General features: G+C 72.6%; 12 protein-coding genes. 6 read left to right on the top strand and 6 right to left on the bottom strand.

Annotated elements, in window-relative coordinates:
• Positions 1-97 precede the first annotated feature (97 nt).
• From ACIOMQ_RS27810 to ACIOMQ_RS27800, 3 genes are all read left to right on the top strand, one after another.
• On the top strand, positions 98-1339 hold the full coding sequence (locus tag ACIOMQ_RS27810; RefSeq protein ID WP_362209406.1) for a hypothetical protein: 1242 nt from the start codon (positions 98-100) through the stop codon (positions 1337-1339).
• Between the two features lie 46 nt (positions 1340-1385).
• The gene (locus tag ACIOMQ_RS27805; RefSeq protein ID WP_401268447.1) at positions 1386-2900 is read left to right on the top strand and encodes a methyltransferase domain-containing protein; all 1515 of its coding nucleotides are present in this window, start codon (positions 1386-1388) and stop codon (positions 2898-2900) included.
• A gap of 70 nt (positions 2901-2970) precedes the next feature.
• A complete protein-coding gene (locus ACIOMQ_RS27800) occupies positions 2971-3345 on the top strand; it encodes a hypothetical protein (RefSeq protein WP_362209412.1) in 375 nt (124 codons plus the stop codon).
• A gap of 27 nt (positions 3346-3372) precedes the next feature.
• Here ACIOMQ_RS27800 and ACIOMQ_RS27795 read toward each other — a convergent pair whose 3' ends face one another.
• From ACIOMQ_RS27795 to ACIOMQ_RS27770, 6 genes are all read right to left on the bottom strand, one after another.
• The gene (locus tag ACIOMQ_RS27795; protein WP_401268445.1) at positions 3373-5547 is read right to left on the bottom strand and encodes a CDP-glycerol glycerophosphotransferase family protein; all 2175 of its coding nucleotides are present in this window, start codon (positions 5545-5547) and stop codon (positions 3373-3375) included.
• Positions 5548-5602: 55 nt separating this feature from the next.
• Complete coding sequence (locus ACIOMQ_RS27790) at positions 5603-7903, bottom strand: CDP-glycerol glycerophosphotransferase family protein (RefSeq protein WP_402190818.1); 2301 nt, start codon at positions 7901-7903, stop codon at positions 5603-5605.
• 174 nt (positions 7904-8077) lie between these two features.
• A complete protein-coding gene (locus ACIOMQ_RS27785; RefSeq protein ID WP_401268442.1) occupies positions 8078-9007 on the bottom strand; it encodes a carbohydrate ABC transporter permease in 930 nt (309 codons plus the stop codon).
• Positions 9004-10422 (bottom strand): carbohydrate ABC transporter permease, encoded by a 1419-nt coding sequence (locus ACIOMQ_RS27780; RefSeq protein ID WP_401268439.1) that lies wholly within the window; start codon positions 10420-10422, stop codon positions 9004-9006. The genes ACIOMQ_RS27785 and ACIOMQ_RS27780 overlap by 4 nt, the downstream gene beginning before the upstream one ends.
• Positions 10423-10426: 4 nt before the next feature.
• Positions 10427-11794 (bottom strand): ABC transporter substrate-binding protein, encoded by a 1368-nt coding sequence (locus ACIOMQ_RS27775; protein ID WP_362209426.1) that lies wholly within the window; start codon positions 11792-11794, stop codon positions 10427-10429.
• Between the two features lie 138 nt (positions 11795-11932).
• Entirely contained in the window at positions 11933-15475 is a 3543-nt protein-coding gene (locus ACIOMQ_RS27770) for an FHA domain-containing protein (protein WP_402190814.1), read from the bottom strand.
• Between the two features lie 521 nt (positions 15476-15996).
• Here ACIOMQ_RS27770 and ACIOMQ_RS27765 point away from each other — a divergent pair.
• From ACIOMQ_RS27765 to prfB, 3 genes are all read left to right on the top strand, one after another.
• Complete coding sequence (locus tag ACIOMQ_RS27765; protein WP_362209432.1) at positions 15997-17661, top strand: serine/threonine-protein kinase; 1665 nt, start codon at positions 15997-15999, stop codon at positions 17659-17661.
• Between the two features lie 181 nt (positions 17662-17842).
• Positions 17843-19081 carry a serine/threonine-protein kinase gene (locus tag ACIOMQ_RS27760; protein WP_362209435.1) on the top strand — a complete coding sequence of 413 codons (1239 nt, stop codon included), beginning with the start codon at positions 17843-17845 and terminating at the stop codon, positions 19079-19081.
• A gap of 173 nt (positions 19082-19254) precedes the next feature.
• Positions 19255-20361, top strand: coding sequence for a peptide chain release factor 2 (prfB, locus tag ACIOMQ_RS27755; protein ID WP_362209438.1), 1107 nt, complete (start codon positions 19255-19257; stop codon positions 20359-20361).
• Positions 20362-20513: the final 152 nt, after the last annotated feature.

Here is a 20513-nt window from a genome sequence, read left to right as displayed (position 1 = left end):
ACGTCTGCGCACATGGACGGGGCATCGAAGTCCGATCCCCATAAGCATGGCCGACGGTGCGTTGCTCAGCGTCCTCTGGTTGCTACGTTCTGTTTTCATGGGTATCCGAATGCGATGCGAGAACTGGGACGTACGACGGGCAAGAACGGTGGTGCTCATCGCCGCGGCCATCGGACTCCTGATCCGAATGCTGATCGCGGCGAATATGCCGGGCCCGGCCGACGTGCGGATCTTTCATGGATTCGCGCGGGCCATCGTGCGCTACGGCCCCATTCGGATTTACGAACAGCCGTTGCCCGGACTTCCCGTCTACAACCACCCACCGCTGGCCGGCTGGATGCTCCTCGGACTGGACAGGCTCTCCGAACTCGGAATCCCGTTCGGAACGCTGATCAGATCACCTGCCTCGATCGCCGACTTCTGCTGTGCGCTCATCGTGTTCGAAATCGTGCGGCGGCGAGGCTCCCTCGGCACGGCGGTCGCCTGCGGGGCGGGCGTGGCCCTCAGCCCCGTACTCATCGCCACGTCCGGCTATCACGGCAACACCGACGCGGTCGCGATCACGTTCGCCCTGGCCGCCGCCCATCTGCTCGTGGACCGGAAGGCACCGCTGGCCGCCGGGGTGACCGCGGCGCTCTCCATCAGCGTCAAGTTCATCCCGGTGGTGGTGATCCCGGCGCTGTTCGTCGTCGCGCTGCGGGCCGGCCGGCCCGCACTCGTCCGGTTCACCGCCGGGTTCACCGCCCTGATCGCCCTCGTCTGGGGGCCGGTCCTGGTGACCGTGCCGCAGAACCTCAAGGAGAACGTCCTGGAGTACGCGGGCGGCAGCTACCGCCTGTGGGGTCTCGTCCGGTTCGCCGACGCGCTCGGCCTGCCGCAGTCCTTCATCACCTTCGTCCAGGGCCAGGGCCACTTCCTCTTCGTGCTGGTCTGCGTGGCGGCCGGGGTCTGGCTCGCCTGGATGCGACCCGCGCAGCTGCCCGGCGTCGTCGGCGTCACGATGGGCCTCCTGCTGCTGCTCTCCACCGCGTCCGCCCTGCAGTACCTGACCTGGGCGGCCGCCGGGCTGTTCGTCATCGGGTTCTGGGAAGGCGCCTCGTACGGCTGCCTGCTCGGCCTGACGGCGGTCCTCGGCTACCAGGGGCGCTCGGCCGTGCGCTGGAGCGAAACGGTGCTGCACTTCGGCGAGGCCGGCTGGTTCGTCCTCGCCGCCGGCCTCCTCAGCGGAATCCGCAAGATCCTCGCCGCGCCGGCGGCCGTGCCCCCGCAATCCTGCGCCGAGCGGCCCCTGGTCAAGGCGCCCCGCACCGCGCAGCCCACCGGCTCCGCCGTCAACTGACCGCTCCCGCCAAGCCCTGAGCACCGAGCACACTGGAGAACGCCCCGTGAAGGAAAGCCCGAGCCCCAGGATCGGCATCCTGGTGGTCGCGTACAACGCCGAGACGACGCTGGAGAGGACCCTCGACCGCATTCCGGAAGACTTCCGGTCCAAGGTCGCCGAGGTCCTCATCCTCGACGACGCGAGCCACGACGCGACCTTCACCGCGGGCTGCCGCTGGTCGCAGACGGAGGGGATGCCGCGGACCGTGGTGATGCGGCACACCAAGAACCTCGGCTACGGCGGAAACCAGAAGGCCGGATACGCGCTGGCCGCCGAACACGGACTCGACATCGTCGTCCTGCTGCACGGCGACGGGCAGTACGCCCCCGAATTCCTTCCCGAGATGGTGGCGCCGATCGAACGCGGCGAATGCGAGGCCGTGTTCGGCTCACGGATGATGAAATCCGGATCCGCGCTCAAGGGCGGCATGCCGCTGTACAAATGGCTCGGCAACCGCATTCTCACCCGTGTGGAGAACACCCTCCTCGGCTCGCGGCTCACCGAATTCCACTCCGGTTACCGCGCCTACAGTGTCGCGGCACTCAAGAAACTGCCCATCCACCGGAACACCGACGCGTTCGACTTCGACACCCAGATCATCGTGCAGCTGCTCAACGAAGGAATGCGGATCAAGGAGATCCCCGTCCCCACCTATTACGGCGACGAGATCTGCTACGTCAACGGCATGAAGTACGCGAAGGACGTCGTCAAGGACGTCCTCGAATACCGGCTCGCCGTCAAGGGTTTCGGCACCTGCGCCTGGATCCCCAAACCCGTCGAGTACGCGTTCAAGGAGGGCGACGGCTCCTCGCACGCCGTCATCCTGGAGAAGATGCGGGCCCTCCCGCCCGGCCGGGTCCTCGATCTCGGCTGCTCCGGCGGCCTGTTCGCCGAGCGCCTCGAAGCCCTCGGCCACGAGGTGACGGGCGTGGACTACGTCGAGGTCCCCGGCGTACGCGAGAAATGCACCCGCTTCCACCTCGCCGACCTGGAGGAGGGGCTGCCCGTGGAGATCGGCGCCGACTACGACTACGTGGTCGCCGGCGATGTCATCGAGCACCTCTCGCGCCCCGAGCGGGTGCTTGCCGAGGTCGCCACCGTGCTGCGGCCCGGCGGCCATGTGCTGCTCTCCGTACCGAACTTCAGCCACTGGTACTCCAGGCTGCGGGTCGCGCTCGGGGTCTTCGACTACGACCGGCGCGGCATCCTCGACGAAACGCATCTGCGCTTCTTCACCCGGGCCAGCCTGCGCCGTACGGTCAGGAGCGCGGGCTACGACGTCCTCCACATCGCCTCCACCGGGGCCCCGTTCTGGGCGCTGCTCGGCGGCGGACCGCTCCCCGCGGTCCTCGGCGGGATGTCGAAGCTGCTCACCCGGATCCGGCCGACGCTGTTCGGCTATCAGCACGTCGCCCTGCTCACCCCGCACGCGGCCGAGACGATCATCGCTGGAGAGCACGTCGATGTACAGGACATCCTCAACCGACAGTACGCCCTTGCCGACCGGGTCGGCGTCTGAGGCGGCCGCCCCCCGTCCCACCCCCGCCCCGGCGTCCGGAACCCCGGGCGCCGCAGTCAGGAGCAAGGTCTTGACCCTCCCCAGTCTGCTGCTGCTGCTGTTCGCCGTGTTCTCGTCGGCGGGCGGCCAGATCATGCTCAAGCACGGGATGAAGGGCGCCGCGACCGCCGCCGCCCAGGGCGGGGGGTCCGTCGCCCTGCGTGCCGCTGCCAGCCCGTGGGTCGTCCTCGGCCTGGTGGTCTTCGCGGTGTCCGCCCTCGCCTGGATGACCACCCTGGCCAAGGTGCCGCTGTCCATCGCCTACCCGTTCAACGCCCTCGGGTATCTGCTGATCGTGCTGGCCGGTGCGACCGTGCTGCACGAGCGGACCTCGATGTGGACCTGGGGCGGCTCGCTGCTCGTGGTCATCGGCCTCGTCACGGTGATGGCCGGCCAGCAGCGCTGAGCGCCCGCCGCCGGACGGGCCCCGTCCTCAGGCCCGTCCGCCGGCCGGCGCCACCTGACCCAGCAGCACCCTGCGCACGACCCGTTCCGCGGCCCGCCCGTCGCCGTACGGACAGAACCGGGCCCGGAAAGCGGCCCGCAGCGCCTCGTTCGCCGGGCTTTGCCAGCTGCCGTCGAGGAAGATCCGGGCCAGCTCCTCGGTGTCGGTGGAGACCGCACCGGGGGTGTCACCGGGCTTGCCGGACAGCAGATCGAAGCAGACCCCCCGGACCGTGCGGTACGTCTCCCAGTCGGGGGCGTGCACCACGATCGGGCGGTCCAGATGGGCGTAGTCGAACATCACCGACGAGTAGTCCGTCACCAGCGCGTCCGCGGCCAGGCAGAGCTCCTCGATCCGCGGATGGCCGCAGACGTCGAGGAGCGAAGGGTGCTCCGGCAGCCCGGCACCCTCGTAGAAGTAGTGGGCACGGACCATCACCACGGTGTCCGGGCCGAGCGCCTCGCAGAGCCGGACGGGATCGAGCCGGCTGGCGAAGCCCGCCTCGTAGTCGCGGTGCGTCGGCGCGTACAGGATGGCGCGCCGGCCGGGCCGGATGCCGAGGCTCTCGCGGATCCGGGCGACCTGCCCGTCCGTCGCCGTCGCGAAGACGTCATTGCGCGGGTAGCCCGATTCCAGGGACCGCGCGGCGCCCGGATAGGCGCGGGCCCACACCTCGGTGGAGTGGGGATTGGCGGAGACGCTCCAGTCCCACCGGTCGACGCGCTGGAGCAGCCGGTCGAAGTTCAGCCCCTGGGCCGCGGCCGGGTAGTCCTGCTGGTCGAGCCCCATGATCTTCAGCGGGGTGCCGTGATGGGTCATCACATGCACCTGGCCGGGGCGTTTGACCAGATGGTCGGGGAAGTTGACGTTGTTGAAGAAGTACGTCGCACGGGCCAGCAGCCGCCAGTAGCGGCGGGTTCCCGGCACCACGTGGTCGATGTCCCCGTCCACCGTGTCCACCTGGTTCTTCGACACCACCCACACCCCGCGCACCTGCGGGGCCAGCTCCCGGGCCTTGCGGAAGACGGCCTCCGGATTGCAGCTCACCCCGCGGTTCCAGTACGCGGCGTAGACGGCGAGCCCCGGGTCCAGCGGAAGCCTGCGCTGCCACCAGTAGTAGCGCGCGGCCAGGGTGCGCCTGGCCAGTGCCCGGACCGCGCCGGGCGCCGCCCGCAGGCTCCGGCGCAGGGCCAGGACCGTGTCGAGGGCGCCGAGGGCGACGTACCGGCCGCCGCCCATCAGCCGCGGCCGCAGCCCCTTGGCGCCGCCCGGGAAGCGCTGCCCCCCGGGCCGGTGCGCGCGGTGGAACGCCGCCACGGACCGGACGTAGCGTCTGCGCCGCCGCCTCACCGCCGGGTACCCGGCGAGGAGTTCCTGGATCGCCCGCTCGAAGAGCGGGGTGCGTACGGGGTCCAGGCGCGGCCGCTCCCGTACGAACTCCATCAGACCGGCGTACGCGTCGACGAGCTCGTGCGGGGTCGAGCCGTCCACCGGCTCCGCCGCGTCGGCCACGGCGGGCGGATGGCGCCGGCTGCGGTGTTCGACACAGGCGGCGGGGAGTACGGCGACGGACTCGGCAGCGGCCAGGGTCTGGAGCGCGTACATCCGCTCCCCGTGCTGCCCCGGCCCGAAGGCCAGCTTCTCGCCCTCGTGGAGGGTGCGGCGCACGGCGCGGTTCCAGGAGACCGGTGCGATGTCCAGGAGCCCCGGGTGGCCGGCGAGGGTGAGCCGGCCGCCGGGCAGCTCACCGAGCAGTTCCAGCGAGCGGGTCGGCCGGGGGCGGCCCCGGAACGGGCGCCGGTGATGGCCGAACAGCAGCAGCTCGGGGTCGCCGGTGGCGTCCAGCCGGTCGGCCACGGCCCGCAGGGCGCCCGGCAGGTGGACGAAGGTGCCCTCCAGGAAGAGGAGGTAGTCGCCGACGGCCCGCTCCGCCCCGGCGTTGCGCCGGCCGTCCGCGCCCGCCCCCGGCGGCAGATGGATGGCCTGCACCCGGCTGTCCCGTGCGGCGAACTCGTCGAGGAGCAGCCCCGAACCGTCCGGCGAGCCGTCGTCGACCCCGATCACCTCGACGTCCGTGAACGACTGCGTGAGCACCGACTCCAGGCACTCGCGCAGCTGCCCTCGGGCGCGGCGGACGGGGACGATGACACTCAGCCGGGGCATACGGGCTCTTTCTCGGACTCGGGATTCTCGGGTGCGCGGGGAGGGGAGGCCGCGCTCAGGGGCGGTTGGCGGGCCGGGCGGCGGCGAGGCCGAGGCCGGCGGGCGCCTGCGCGTCCGCGGGGGCCGCGGCGGGGGCCGGGATCTGCGCCGGACGGCCCGCCGCCGGTGCCGGCCGCCGCTCGGCGGGCGGGATCGCGCGCGGCTGTGCGGCCGTGTCGCCCAGGAAGACCCGGCGCACCACCCGCTCCGCCGCGTGCCCGTCGTCGTACGGACAGAAGCGCTCCCGGAACGCCTCCCGCAGCCGGGCCGAGCGGGCGCCGCGCCAGTGGCCGGTCGCGAAGACGTCGACGAGCTCGTCCTCGCTGTGCGCGATCGCGCCGGGCGGGCAGGAGTGCAGGTCGAAGTAGGTGCCGCGGGCCGCTTCGTACGCCTCGCGGTCGCCGCAGTGGATGACGACGGGCCGGTCCAGATTGGCGTAGTCGAACATCAGCGACGAGTAGTCCGTGATCAGCGCGTCCGAGGCGAGCGCGAGCGCCTCGACGCAGGGATGGCCGCTGACGTCGATGATCCGCGGGTGCGGTTCGCCGGCCGGCACGTCCCCGTACGAATAGTGCGCGCGGGTCAGGACCACGGCGCCGGGCCCGAGGACCCGCAGGACGCGTGCCAGGTCGGGCCCGGGGTGCTGGTCGCGCCGGTAGTCGCGGTGCGTGGGCGCGTACAGCAGGGCCAGGGCGCCCTCGGGGATGCCGAGCGACGCGCGCAGCCGCGCCACGTCCTCGGCGGTGGCCCGCTGGTAGATGTCGTTGCGGGGGTATCCGTACTCCAGCATCACGCAGTTCGCGGAGGCGGACGGATAGGCCCTCTCCCAGACGAGGGTGGAGTGCCGGTTCGCGGAGAGGGAGAAGTCCCATTTGTCGACGTTGGCCAGCAGCTGCCCGAAGTCCGTCCCGCGGGCCGCGGCCGGCCGGTTCTGAAGGTCGAGGCCCATGGTCTTGAGCGGGGTGCCGTGGTGGGTCTGGAGCAGCACCTGGCCGCGCCGCTTGACCAGCCGCCGGTCGAAGTTGACGTTGTTCACCAGATACCGGGAGCGGGCCAGCGCCCGCCAGTAGCCGTATGTCCCGGGGGTGATCCGGCGCGTCGCCGCGGGCACGGTGTGCGCGTCCTCGGGGCGGCAGATCCAGGCGGTCCGCAGACCGGGGACCAGCTCACGGGCCTTCGCCTCGATCGCCGCCGGATTGCAGGCGTAGCCGCGGTGCCAGTACGCGGCGAACACCGCCCGGTCCGCCTGGACGGGCAGCCGCAACTGGACGCGGTAGTACGCCTGGAGGGCGGCGGCCCGCAGCACCCGGCGGACGGCCGCGCCGGCCCTCCGCAGCCGGCTGTGCAGCGACTGCGCGGCCCACAGCGCACGGTAGGTGCGGTGCGCGCCCAGCCGGATCAGGCCGTGGCGCAGCCGGGCGCGGCGCGGGGCGGGAATGCCGGGGGCGCGGTAGCGGCCGCAGTGGGCGCGGGCCCGGCGGAAGAACTCGGCCCGGCTGTCGCGCGGCAGCCGGCCCCGGGCGGTGAACAGCGTGCAGAAGTGGTCGAGCATCCTGCGGTAGATCACCGGTCGCCAGGGCGCGAGTCCGGGTCGGGCGTCGATGAACGCGAAGACCCGGTCGTACTGTTCGAAGATGTCGAAGTGCCTGCGGCTGGTGGTGGCCAGGATGTTGCCCTGGCGCCGCTGCCGGTAGCCGACGCACACCCGGTCGAGGACCGCGATCGAGCGGGCGGCCATCAGCACCGGGTACGTCCACGGGGTGTCCTCGTAGTAGCCGGGCGGGAAGGTGAACCCCTCGGCCTCGACGAACGCGCGGCGGTATGCCTTGTTCCAGACGACCATCAGCACCTTCAGCAGCCCGGGGCGGCCGGCCAGCGTGAAGGTGGCGGGGCCGGTCTCGGCGAGGTGCTCGGCGAAGGTGTTGCGTACGCTCTCGCCGGTCCAGAACGTGCGGGCGTAGTCGTAGACCAGGACGTCCGGTTCCCCGGTCGCCCGGATCCGGTCGGCGACGGCCCGCAGGGCGCCGGGGGCGAGGGTGTCGTCACTGTCCAGGAAGATCAGGTAGTCGCCGGTGGCCTGCGCGATCCCGGCGTTGCGGGCCCGGCCCAGGCCCACGTTCTCCGGCAGGTGCAGGGCCCGTACCCGCTGGTCGCGGGCGGCGAACTCGTCGATGACGGCGCCGCAGGCGTCGGGGGAGCAGTCGTCGACCGCGATGAGCTCGAAGTCCTCGAAGGACTGGGCCAGCACCGAGTCCAGGCTCTCGTGCAGATACGCCTGAACCCGGTACGCGGGCACGATGACACTGAACCGGGGCACAACACATCCATGGGTCGTTCGCAGCGCGGGCGGGCGGTCCGCAAACGTCCGTTGGAGTGACAGGGTTACGTCAAAATATGGCAAATCCGCAAAACGGCAGGTGGGGCGGTCCTGTTGTGAGCAACAGGACCGCCCCGTGTTGACGTACAGCTGTGCGTACCGGCTCCGCTCCGCCTACTTCACCGCGCCCGCCATCACGCCGGAGACGAACTGGCGCTGGAAGGCGAAGAACACCGCCAGCGGAATCACCATCGACACGAAGGCGCCGGGCGCCAGCACGTCGATGTTGTTGCCGAACTGCCGCACCTGCTGCTGCAGGGCCACGGTGATCGGCGGGGAACCGGAGTCGGCGAAGATCAGCGCGACCAGCATGTCGTTCCACACCCAGAGGAACTGGAAGATCCCGAGTGAAGCGATCGCCGGTCCGCCCAGCGGCATCACGACCCGGGTGAAGAGCCGGATCTCGCCCGCGCCGTCGAGCCTGGCCGCCTCCAGCAGCTCCCTCGGGATCTCCGCGAAGAAGTTCCGCAGCAGGAAGATCGCGAAGGGCAGTCCGAAGGCCGTGTGGAAGATGACCACACCGAAGGTCGTCTCGAAGATCCCGACCGCGCCGAAGAGCTTGGAGACCGGGACCAGCGCGACCTGCACCGGCACCACCAGCAGCCCCACGACCACCAGGAACCACCAGTCGCGACCGGGGAACTCCATCCAGGCGAAGGCGTATCCGGCCAGGGAACCGATCACGACGACCAGAACGGTCGCCGGGACGGTGATCATGACCGTGCTGAGGAGGGAGTGCGTGATGGTCGGATTGTCCAGCAGCCGGGAGTAGTTGTCGAAAGTGAGCTGGGACGGGGCCGTGAAGACCTTCCACCAGCCGGTCGAGGCGATGTCGTCCGCGCTGCGCAGCGAGGAGAGCAGCAGCCCGATGGTCGGCATCAGCCAGAACAGGCCCACCAGGACGAGGAAGACCCGCATCGCGCCGCCGCCGGTACGGGCGGCGATGCGCGCACCGAGGGACCGCTCGGCCTTCGCCGGTCCGGCTCCGGCTGTCGTGGTCGCGGCGGCCGGGCCCGGTGCCGCGGCCGTGTTCGGCGTCGTCATCGGCGCCCCTCCTTCCGGATCCGGCGGATGTTGACATACATCACCGGAAGTACCAGCAGCAGCAGGAGTACGGCGATGGCGCTGCCGATCCCCAGGTCCGCGTCCGTGCCGAACGAGGAGCGGTAGAGCTGGAGCGCGAGCACATTCGCGTCGTCCTGCGAGGAGCCGGGCGCGATGATGAAGACCAGGTCGAAGATCTTCAGCACGTTGATCATCAGCGTGACCAGCACCACCGCGAGGACGGGCGCCAGCATCGGCACCGTGATCCGGCGGAACACCTGCCACTCGTTCGCGCCGTCCACCCGGGCCGCTTCGAGGAGTTCACGCGGCAGACCCGCCAGGCCCGCCGCGATCAGCACCATCGCGAATCCGGCCCACATCCACACGTAGGAACCGATGATCCCCGGGGTGACGAGGGTCGGGCCGAGCCACTCGACCCCGTTGTACGGTTCCTTGAAGTTCGAGGCCGGGAGCCGGAGTTCGGCACCGTCGGCCGCGGCGGGCAGGGTGAACGTACCGTCCGCGCCCGCTGTCGCCGAGGCCACCACCTCGCCCTCCTTGACCGCCTCGACCTTGATGCCCTTGAGCCCCAGCTCCTTGGCGTCGATGACGTTCGGCCGGCCGCCGCCGCCCCTGGTGAAGTCCAGCCAGGCGGTCCCGGTGATCTCCCCGGAGCCGGCCTTCGCCGCCTTCGCGGGCTCGGCGTCCTTCGGCATCTTCGCCGGTGCCACACCGACCAGCGGCAGCAGCACCGGCTGTCCGGCCCGCACCGGCGCCTTGGTGACGAACGAGCCGCCGCCGCCCGCCTTGAGCGGGTGGACGGGCAGCGGATGCGCCTTCGGGTAGCCCGCCGACTCGGTGAACGTGTCGTGCACACCCACCCATACGGCGTTGGCGATCCCGCGCTCCGGGGCCGCGTCGTACACCAGCCGGAAGATGATGCCGGCCGCGAGCATGGAGATCGCCATCGGCATGAAGACGACCAGCTTGAACGCCGTGCCCCAGCGGATCCGTTCCGTCAGCACCGCGAAGATCAGCCCGAGAGCCGTGGAGACCGTCGGCGCGAGTACGACCCAGATCGCGTTGTTCTTGACCGCCGTACGGATGGTGTCGTCCGTGAACAGCGCCTTGTAGTTGTCGAATCCGGCGAAGCCCGTCCCGGCCTGGTCGAGGAACGACCGGTAGACGGAGTACACGATCGGATAGACCACGAGCGCGCCCAGCAGTACCAGCGCGGGCGCCAGGAACAGCGCCGCGATGAACCGGCGGGTGCCGGTCACGCTCCGGCGACTGCGCCCGGGGCCGCCGGCCGGACCGTCGGACGGCGTCCTGGGCCCGGGTACCGGTGGCCGGCCGGACGGATGCTTGTCGGCGGGGGGCACCGCGTCGGCGCCCCCCGCTGCGGCTGTCGTCATCGCGTCAGCTCTTGTATGCCTTGGCCGCGTCGGACTCCAGCTTCGCTTGAGTCCCCGTGATGTCCTTCGGGTTCTTCAGGAAGTCCTGGAGGGTCTTCCACTCGCCCTTCCCGGGCGTCCCGCCGAACGACTGCGGGGCCTGGTCGGACATGTCGAACCGGACCGCGTCACCCGCCGCGATCAGCGCCTTCGCCATCGTGCGCTGCACCTCGTTCGGGTACGCGGCGGCGTCCAGGGCCTTGTTCGGCGAGATGAACCCGCCCTGCTCGGCCATGATCTTCGCCGCGTCGGTCGAGCCCAGCCAGGTCAGCAGGGCCTGGGCGCCCTTGCCGTCCTTCAGGGCCACCGCCGCGTCGCCACCCGTCACGACGGGGGACTCGGCGCCGACCGCCGGGAACGGGAACACCTTGGCGTCGGTCCCGATCTTCGCCTTCGTCTGCGCGATGTTGACGCCCACGAAGTCACCCTCGAAGACCATCGCGGCCTTGGGCTGGTCGCCGCCGGTGAAGGTCTGGGTGACCGAGGCCGGGAATTCGGTCTGCAGCGCGCCGTCGGCGCCGCCCGCGATCAGTGACGGCTTGCCGAAGAGCTGCGCGAGCGTGGTCAGCGCGTCCTTGACGGACGGATCCGTCCACTTGATCTTGTGCTGGGCCAGCTGGTCGTACTTCTCCGGGCCCGCCTGGGAGAGGTAGATGTTCTCGAACCAGTCGGTGAGCGTCCAGCCGTCCGCGCCACCGACGGAGACCGGGGTGACACCGGAGGCGGAGACCGTCTCGGCCGTCGCCAGGAAGTCCTTCCAGGTCTTCGGCTCGGACGCGCCCGCGTTCTCGAACGCCTTGGTGTTGTACCAGACCAGGGACTTGTTGGCGGCCTTGAAGTAGACGCCGTACTGGGTGCCGTCAACCGCGCCGAGATCCTGCCAGACCTTCGCGTAGTTCTTGGCCAGCTGGGCCTTGGCCTCGGCGCCGACCGGCTTGGCCCACTTCTTCCGCGCGGCCTGCTGGACCGCGCCGACCTGCGGGATCATCGCGACGTCCGGCGGCTGACCACCCGCGATCTTCGTACCGAGGAAGTTGACGATCGGGTCCTGCGCCGGGACGAAGGTGACCTTCGCACCCGTGCGGTTCTCGAACTCCTTGAGGACCTTGACGAAGTTGGCCTGCTCGGCCCCGGTCCAGACCGCCGCGACCGAGAGCTTCTCACCGTCCAGCTTCGGTAGTACGACGCTCGACGAGCTCTCCTTGCCGCCCTCGGAGTCCTTGTCCGACGTGCCTTTTCCGCCGCCGCCGTCGTCGCTGCAGCCGGTGAGGGCCAGTGCGCCGATGGCGGTGAACGCCATGGCGGCCCTGCTGATCCGAAGGGTTGTGCGCATCGCTGCCCCGTCTCTCACATCGTCGTGTGCGCACAGTCCTACGCCGGGTGTACGAGCGCCGCAATACCGCTCCCGGCCTCAACTCCTTGATCGTGATGGGCTCGTGACGTGATGTCAGTACGTGTTCGGGGCCGTGGCTCAGGAAGGGACGGACCCGAACGGGGCTATCGGCTCGGCGTTCACCGACCGGGCCGCCCGCTCCAGCGCACTGGCCAGCAGCGCCAGGTCCGTCGGGCCGTTGCCCAGCTCGCGCACCGGGCGCCGGGTCGGCGGATCGCCCATCCGCTCCCACTCCAGCGGGACGACGGTGGGGCGCTGGGTCGCCGTACGCGGAATGCGTCCTGTCACCCTGCCGCCCTGGAACGGGGTCACCCGCCCGTCCGGATGTCCCAGCCGGCCGCGTCCGGGCGCCGGATCCTCCGGTGACGGCGGGACGACCGGGGCGTCGAGCACGATGCGCAGCCGGGCCCCGTGGGCCAGATCCGTGTCTTCGGTGCGGTCGGGGCGGGCGGACGTCGCGACCAGGTGCACGCCGAGCCGGCCGCCCTCCCTGGCCACGGCCTCCAGGGCCCGCACGACCGAACCGGCGGCGGGGCGGCCGGGGCTGCCGAGCGCCGGGGCGACCAGCGCGTCGAAGTCGTCGACCAGGACGACGAGCCGGGGCAGCGGGGACGGACCGGACTCCGCGGACCGTGCGGCGGCGGGGCGCAGCCGGAGTGTCCCGCTCATCGCGGAGTCCACGTCACCGCGCTGCTCCGCGGCGGTCGGCGGGCGCTGACCGACCATCCGCTGCGCCACCTCGTGCCGGTGGTGCCACTCGGTGAAGTCGTACGGGCCGAGCAGCTCGGCGCGCCGCTTCAGCTCGCCGCCCAGCGCCTGCGCGAACTCCCGCATCCGTACCGGGTCGCAGGCCACCAGATGCGTGAACGCGTGCGGGAGCTCGGTGCACGGGCGCAGGCTCTCGCCGCGCTCGCCACCGGCGCCGTCGACCAGGAGTATGCCCAGCAGGTCGGGCCGGGCGGCCGCGGCCAGCGAGGCGGCGACGGCCCGCAGCAACTCCGTACGTCCGCTGCCGGCCGGACCCTCGATGAGGAGATGCGGGCCCTCCTCCGACAGATCCACGCTGACCGCGCCCCGGGGCCCGGCCCCGAGCACCACGACGGGCCGCCCGGCGGCCACGAGGACGGTGCCCTCGGCGGAGGCGGGCGCGGAGGCGGAGGCGGGCGCGGGTGTGCCCGTCCCCGGGTCCACGGCGGCCCGCGCCGCGATCTGGGGCGTGTCGTTGCCGCGCGGCCCGCTGACCCGGTTCGTGCTCCGGCCGGACCCGCCCGGACGGAGGCCGTCGGCGCCCTGGACATCACCGCCGCCCCAGGAACCGGACCCGGGAACGGTGCGGGAGCTCGGGGTGCCCCCGGGCGAGCCGCCGTAACGCCCGCCGCTGACACGGGGCGCGGCGGTGCCGGGGTACGGGGTGCGCCCGGAGCCGCGGGTGTCGTGGCCCTCGTCGCGCGCGAGGCCGTGGCTCACCGTGCCGACGTGCGTGGTGGTATCGCTGCCGGGGTACGGGGTGCGCCCCGGTCCCGGGGCGTCCGGTCCCGGGCCGCCGCCCGTGCGCTGGGCGCCCACGCGGGAGCTCGCGCCGCGCGGGTACTCCGTACGGCCCGAACCGCGGACCGTGGCGCCGGGCTGGTCGTCGGCGGTGGAGGCCCAGCGGGCCATCAGGGAGGCCGGGGTGGCGCGGGCCAGGCCCAGTTCGTCCAGCAGGCGGGCCGTCCTCGGGAGCGCGGCCGAGGCCGGCCGGCCGTGGGCCGTCACCGAACCCTCCGTGCGCAGCGGGGCCAGCGCCCGGCCGAACCGCTCGGCCCAGTGCGCCGACACCGCGTCCACGGTCGCGACCGTGCCGCGGCCCGCGGCCCGCCCGTCCGCCGTGCGCAGCAGCCGCAGGGCCGTCGCCACATCGCCGCTCAGCATCGCCACGGCCCCGCACTCGCGGAACGCGATCGAGGCGTGGCAGGCAGCCTCGTACGTCGCCGCGACCGGCGAGGTGGGTGTGGCGGCCGGGGTCTCGGCCAGACAGATCAGATGGATTCCGGCGGCGGAGCCGGCCGAGGCCAGCCGGGCGGTGTTCTCGCGCAGCACCGCCGAGCCGGGGTCGCCGTCGACGACCACCACGGTGTACGGCCCCGCGTACCGCGCGGCGGCCTCGGCGACCGTGTCCCGGTCCAGGCTCGGCCAGCCGGGCCCGAGCGGCCCCTCGTCCAGCCGGCGCACCAGCTCCGCCGTACGGGCGAGGGCCTGCTCGCGGTCGTAGGCGAGGAGCAGCCGGCAGTCCTGGCCGTGCATCGGGCGCAGGTGGGGCAGCCAGCCGAGCCAGGCCCACTCGCGCCTGCGCTCGTCCGCGGTGCGGGCGCGGTCCGTACTGATCAGCACGATCTCCAGATCGGCGGGGGAGTGCAGCGCGGCGAGCTGCGCGACCGTCGAGCGGGCGAGTCCGGCCAGCCGGGTCCGCGGCCCGGCGAGCCCGAGGGAACCGGCCTCCCGGAGCCCCACGGTCACCGGGACGGCGGGCAGCTCGGCCCGGTCCGTCGTCCCCAGGCGCACCACGAGCGCCTCCGGGTGCGCGGTGTCGCGCTCCCAGAGCCGGGGGCCGGGGCCGAGCGCGGTCAGCAGCACGGCCGCGGGGTCGGGCCAGGTGCTCTCCCCGGCGCCCCTCGCGGGCGCCTCGGGGGCGGCGGCCGTGAAGGGCTGCGCGGCCGCGCCCGTCTCGTCGGGCGCCGCCTCGTGGACCGGCTCGCCCTTGTTGCCCGCGAGTCTGCGCGCCCAGGCGCCTATCCCGCCGCGCCGGGGCGCCTCTTCCCCCGGGGCGCGGGCCGGAAGCCCGGGGACGGACGGGCGGCGGGTGTCGGCAGGCCCGTCCTCGCCGCTCCCGTACGCATGGCGGTCGCCGGGCCTTGCGTGCGCGGCGGGCCCGGAGCCGGGGGCGGCGGCCGGGGCGTACCCGTGGCCGGAGCCGCACCCCTCGGCGGCGCCCGCCGTACCGGACACCCGGAGATGCCCCTCGCCGTCCGGGGCGGTCGGCAGCGTCGGCGTACGCGCGCCGGAGGTCAGCCGGAGCGTCGATTCGCCGAGCCGCAGCAGATCACCGGGCCGCAGGCGGACCGGGCGGTCGCGTACCTCCGTGCCGTCGAGCGAGGTGCCGTTGGTGGAGCCCAGGTCGGCCACCGAGACCAGGCCGTCCGCGGAGACCGTCACCGCGCAGTGCAGCCGGGACACATCGGGGTCGTCGAGCGGGACGTCCGCGTCGGCGGAGCGGCCGATCCGGATCCGGCCGCCGTGCAGCAGATGGACCCCGCCCGCGTCGGGCCCCGCGACCACGTGCAGCTGCGCCGGGACGGCGTCGTCCGCCGCCTCGTCCTCGCCCGGGATTTGGAGCGAGACCACCGCTCCGTCGACCAGCGGGGGCTCACCCAGCGCGCACCGCTGCGCGTCGAGCCGCTCGCGCCCGGCGAACAGCACCACCGCGCCGCTGCCGAGCGAGCCGTCCGGCCCGGAGACGGCCGCGGCCAGATGGGACGCCACGGTGGCGAGCGCCGTCCCCGACGGGGCGGTGACCAGCACGTCGCAGGCGCGCGCCGGGGTCTGGCCGCTGCGCGGCGCGAGGACGGTCAGCCGGATCTGCATCGCCGTCAGCGGTCCCTTCTGCGCGGGGCGCCGGGCAGGGGAAACGCCCTGTGATTCCCCCCACCCGACACGGACGCGTCGTCCGGTACAGGTTCGTCACGTACCGCGGGGCTCCCTACCCCACAGTCCGTGCTGGAGGCATCCTCGCACCTGCCACTGACAACACGCCCGGGGGCCACCGCTAAGTGATCATGAAAGGTCGGCTGTACGCCCATACGTGCCTGCTTGGGAGGCTCCCCCATGCCTGCTGGGAAGCTTTTGCGTCACGTCGGAACCGTTCACGGTGCGTGTCCGGCACGGTTCGTCGCACGTGTGTGCGGCAACCATCCGCCCGGTGTGAGCGTCTTGTTCCGCAACCGGCCGTTACCTCCCCCGGGAGGCACTCGGGCACAGCGGACAGGGCGGGCGACGGCAACCGGACGGAGCGGCCCGACCCCGCCGGTCACCCCACTAGAGTGGGCCGGAACTCCCGGGTGTGTCCGGGAGCACCGCAAGCACCACGATCGCAGGGAGCGCATGACGTGCGGCCGGTAGGCAGCAAGTACCTGCTCGAGGAGCCGCTGGGACGCGGCGCCACGGGCACCGTCTGGCGTGCCCGCCAGCGGGAGACCGCAGGTGCCGAGGCGGCCGTCGCCGGCCAGCCCGGTGAGACCGTGGCGATCAAGGTCCTGAAGGAAGAGCTCGCCAACGACGCGGACATCGTGATGCGGTTCCTGCGCGAGCGCTCGGTGCTGCTCCGGCTCACCCACGAGAACATCGTGCGCACCCGCGACCTGGTCGTCGAGGGCGATCTCCTCGCCCTCGTCATGGACCTGGTCGACGGCCCGGACCTGCACCGCTACCTCCGCGAGAACGGCCCGCTCACCCCGGTCGCCGCCGCGCTGCTCACCGCGCAGATCGCGGACGCGCTCGCCGCCAGCCACGCCGACGGCGTCGTCCACCGCGACCTGAAGCCCGCCAACGTCCTGCTCGACGAGCGCGACGGCCAGATGCACCCGATGCTCACCGACTTCGGCATCGCGCGCCTGGCGGACTCCCCGGGGCTCACCCGGACCCACGAGTTCGTCGGCACACCCGCCTATGTGGCGCCCGAGTCCGCCGAGGGCCGCCCGCAGACCTCCGCCGTCGACATCTACGGCGCGGGCATCCTGCTGTACGAGCTGGTCACCGGCCGCCCGCCGTTCGCCGGCGGCACCGCCCTCGAAGTCCTGCACCGGCACCTCAGCGAGGAGCCCCGCCGCCCCACCACCGTCCCGGCGCCGCTGTGGACGGTGATAGAGCGCTGCCTGAGCAAGGACCCGGACCGGCGGCCCAGCGCCGAGAACCTGGCCCGCGGACTGCGCACCGTCGCGGCCGGCATCGGCGTGCACGCCAACGCCGCCCAGATCGCGGCGGCCGACGGCGTGGGCGCCCTGCTCGCGCCCGACCCGGCGCCCGCGGCCGTGCCGGGGACCCCCGGCGCCGCCGACCCGACACAGGTGCTGCCGAGCAACGCGGGCTCGTACGACCCGAACGCCGCGACCAGCGTCATGCAGCACGCCCCCGGCCCGGGCGCGGGCGGGCACGCCGACCCGACCTCGGTCATGCCGCCCGTACCGCCGCACCCCGACGGCCCCCCGCAGCCCGAGGGGCCGCACCCCTGGCAGTCCCAGCTCCAGGCGGCCCGCGACCGCAACGAGCCGACGCAGGTCCAGTACCTCGACCCGGACCAGGACCCGCTGCGCCGCCGCCCCCAGCGGCCCCAGCCGCAGCAGCAGCCGCGGCAGCCCCAGCGACAGCAGCAGCCGCCGCAGCATCAGCAGTACCAGCAGCCGCAGCAGTACCCCCAGCCCCGGCAGCAGCAGTACCAGCCGCAACCCCAGCACCAGCCTCAACAGCAGTACCAGCGCCAGCAGTACGCGCCGCCGCAGCAGCCCCAGCAGCCACCGCCGCAGCAGCCGGCGCCGCGGCAGCCCCGCGAGCCGAGGCAGCGCAGTGCCAACCCGATGAGGATTCCCGGCCTCGGCTGCCTCAAGGGCTGCCTGTTCACTCTGGTGCTGCTGTTCGTCGCGGGCTGGCTGATCTGGGAACTGACGCCGCTGCAGGACTGGATCGGCCAGGGCAAGAGCTTCTGGCGGGCGATCAGCGACGCCTTCTCCAGCGTGACCGACTGGGTCTCGCAACTGGGTGGCGGCAGCGGCTCCTGAGTCGCCGGCACATCATCAACTCTGTAGCTATATCGACTTCCGTGGGCCAGTTTCCCCCGCAATTCGCCCGCGGAAGTGAGGGTTGGCCCCATCCCGGGCACTCAACCCCCCGATCGACGCGTAACTTTGTCGACCGGGGGTCATGAGCGACGGTCCATCGCCAGCCGCTGAGGGAGCAGTCTTGGCACGGAATATCGGCAGCCGGTACACCGCCCACCAGATCCTGGGGCGCGGCAGCGCCGGCACGGTGTGGCTCGGCGACGGGCCCGAGGGCCCGGTGGCCATCAAGCTGCTCCGCGAGGACCTCGCGTCCGACCAGGAGCTCGTGGGCCGCTTCGTCCAGGAGCGCACCGCCCTGCTCGGACTGGACCACCCCCATGTGGTCGCCGTCCGCGACCTCGTGGTGGACGGCAACGACCTGGCACTGGTCATGAACCTGGTCCGCGGCACGGACCTGCGCACCCGCCTCGACCGCGAACGCCGTCTCGCGCCCGAGGCCGCCGTCGCGATCATCGCGGACGTCGCCGACGGCCTGGCCGCCGCGCACGCCGCCGGAGTGGTCCACCGCGACGTCAAGCCGGAGAACATCCTGCTCGACATGGAGGGACCGCTCGGCCCCGGCGGCTCGCACCCGGCGCTGCTCACCGACTTCGGCGTGGCCAAGCTGATCGACACCCCGCGCCGCACCAAGGCAAGCAAGATCATCGGCACGCCGGACTACCTGGCCCCCGAGATAGTCGAGGGGCTGCCGCCGCGCGCCGCGGTGGACATCTACGCCCTCGCCACAGTCCTGTACGAACTCCTCGCCGGCTTCACACCCTTCGGCGGCGGACACCCCGGCGCCGTCCTGCGCCGGCACGTCACGGAGACGGTCGTCCCCCTCCCGGGCATCCCCGAGGAACTCTGGCAGCTCCTGATCCAGTGCCTGGCCAAGGCCCCGGCCTCCCGGCTGCGCGCCTCCGAGCTCGCGGCCCGGCTGCGCGAGCAGCTCCCGCAGCTGGCCGGCATCCCGCCGCTGGACGTGGACGAGCCGGAGACCGAACCGGAGCCGCGGACGTACGACGAGCAGCAGTACACCCCCGCGCCCGAGGAACCCCGCCGCCGCGGCGCGGTGCCCCTGGTCCCCGGCTCGTCCGCCGACTCCAACCGCGACACCCACACGAGCATGCGCGTCCCGGCCCCCGACGAGCTCTCCGGCGGCCCCCGGGGCACCGCGCGGGCGCCCCGCTCCCCGGGCCGGCCCCGGCCCGGCTCGGCCCGCAACAAGTCCGCCGCCGTCCGCAAGCGCCGGCTGACGCTGGGCGCCGCGGCGCTGGTGCTGGTGGTGGCCCTCGGCGTGGGCGGCTGGCTCGCACTGGGCGGCGACAGCACGGACGCGCCCGCGCAGGACACGAAGAACTCGGCACCCGGAGCGCCCTGAGCCGGGGCCCGCAGGCGGCTCCCGGCGGCTTTCGGCGGTGTGCGGGGCCGGAGGGGGAAACCGGCGGGCACCCCCGTCGCCGTACGGCCCGCGGGGGTCTCGCGCGCACGGTCACCGAGTCGTGATCATGCGGCCCGAGGAATGTCCGCGCCGACAGCCGTTACGCTGGACCCGTGGCAGTCGTCGATATTTCCGAAGAGCTGAAGTCCCTCTCCTCCACCATGGGGTCGATCGAGGCCGTCCTGGACCTGGATGCGCTGAGGGCGGACATCGCCGCGCTCGAGGAGCAGGCGGCCGCGCCTTCCCTCTGGGACGACCCGGAGGCGGCGCAGAAGATCACCAGCAAGCTTTCGCACCTCCAGGCCGAGGTCCGCAAGACCGAGGCCCTCCGCGGCCGGATCGACGATCTCGAAGTCCTCTTCGAGCTCGCCCACGACGAGGGCGACGCCGACGCCCTGGCCGAGGCCGAGTCCGAGCTGGAGTCGGTCAGGAAGGCGCTGGACGAGATGGAGGTCCGTACGCTCCTCTCCGGCGAGTACGACTCCCGCGAGGCCCTGGTCAACATCCGCGCCGAGGCCGGCGGCGTCGACGCCGCGGACTTCGCCGAGAAGCTCCAGCGCATGTACATCCGCTGGGCCGAGCGGCACGGATACAAGACCGAGGTCTACGAGACGTCGTACGCGGAAGAGGCCGGCATCAAGTCGACCACCTTCGCTGTCCAGGTGCCGTACGCCTACGGCACGCTCTCCGTCGAGCAGGGCACGCACCGGCTCGTCCGGATCTCGCCCTTCGACAACCAGGGCCGCCGCCAGACGTCCTTCGCGGGCGTGGAGGTGCTGCCCGTGGTCGAGCAGACCGACCACATCGAGATCGACGAGTCCGAGCTGCGCGTCGACGTGTACCGCTCGTCGGGCCCCGGCGGCCAGGGCGTCAACACCACGGACTCCGCGGTGCGCCTGACCCACCTCCCGACCGGCATCGTCGTCTCCTGCCAGAACGAGCGCTCGCAGATCCAGAACAAGGCGTCCGCGATGAACGTCCTCCAGGCGAAGCTCCTTGAGCGGCGCCGCCAGGAGGAGCAGGCCAAGATGGACGCCCTCAAGGGTGACGGCGGCAACTCCTGGGGCAACCAGATGCGGTCGTACGTCCTGCACCCGTACCAGATGGTCAAGGACCTGCGTACGGAGTTCGAGATGGGCAATCCGGAGGCGGTCTTCAACGGCGAGATCGACGGCTTCCTGGAGGCGGGCATCCGCTGGCGCAAGCAGCGGGAGAAGTAGGCGGCAGGCCGCAGCAGCGGCCTGTTTCCCGGTTGTTCGAACGGCGGTGGGGGGGCGCCCCCCCCGGTGCGGCCCCCCCCCCGAGAGAGGCGGGCGCGCAAGCCACCCCCGCGGGGGGGGGGGGGGGTGTGCGGGGTGGCGCGGGGGCGGGG

The organism is Streptomyces sp. NPDC087845 (assembly GCF_044742755.1).
GTDB lineage: Bacteria > Actinomycetota > Actinomycetes > Streptomycetales > Streptomycetaceae > Streptomyces.
The sequence above is the reverse complement of the archived record's forward strand: the minus strand, read 5'-3'. Positions and strand labels throughout refer to the sequence as shown.

Excerpts from the sequence above, each read along its gene's own strand:
- ACIOMQ_RS27810 (WP_362209406.1), top strand. The coding sequence starts at position 98 with ATGGGTATCCGAATGCGATGCGAGAACTGGGACGTACGACGGGCAAGA.
- ACIOMQ_RS27795 (WP_401268445.1), bottom strand. The coding sequence starts at position 5,547 with ATGCCCCGGCTGAGTGTCATCGTCCCCGTCCGCCGCGCCCGAGGGCAG.
- ACIOMQ_RS27785 (WP_401268442.1), bottom strand. The coding sequence starts at position 9,007 with ATGACGACGCCGAACACGGCCGCGGCACCGGGCCCGGCCGCCGCGACC.
- ACIOMQ_RS27780 (WP_401268439.1), bottom strand. The coding sequence starts at position 10,422 with ATGACGACAGCCGCAGCGGGGGGCGCCGACGCGGTGCCCCCCGCCGAC.
- ACIOMQ_RS27775 (WP_362209426.1), bottom strand. The coding sequence starts at position 11,794 with ATGCGCACAACCCTTCGGATCAGCAGGGCCGCCATGGCGTTCACCGCC.
- ACIOMQ_RS27770 (WP_402190814.1), bottom strand. The coding sequence starts at position 15,475 with ATGCAGATCCGGCTGACCGTCCTCGCGCCGCGCAGCGGCCAGACCCCG.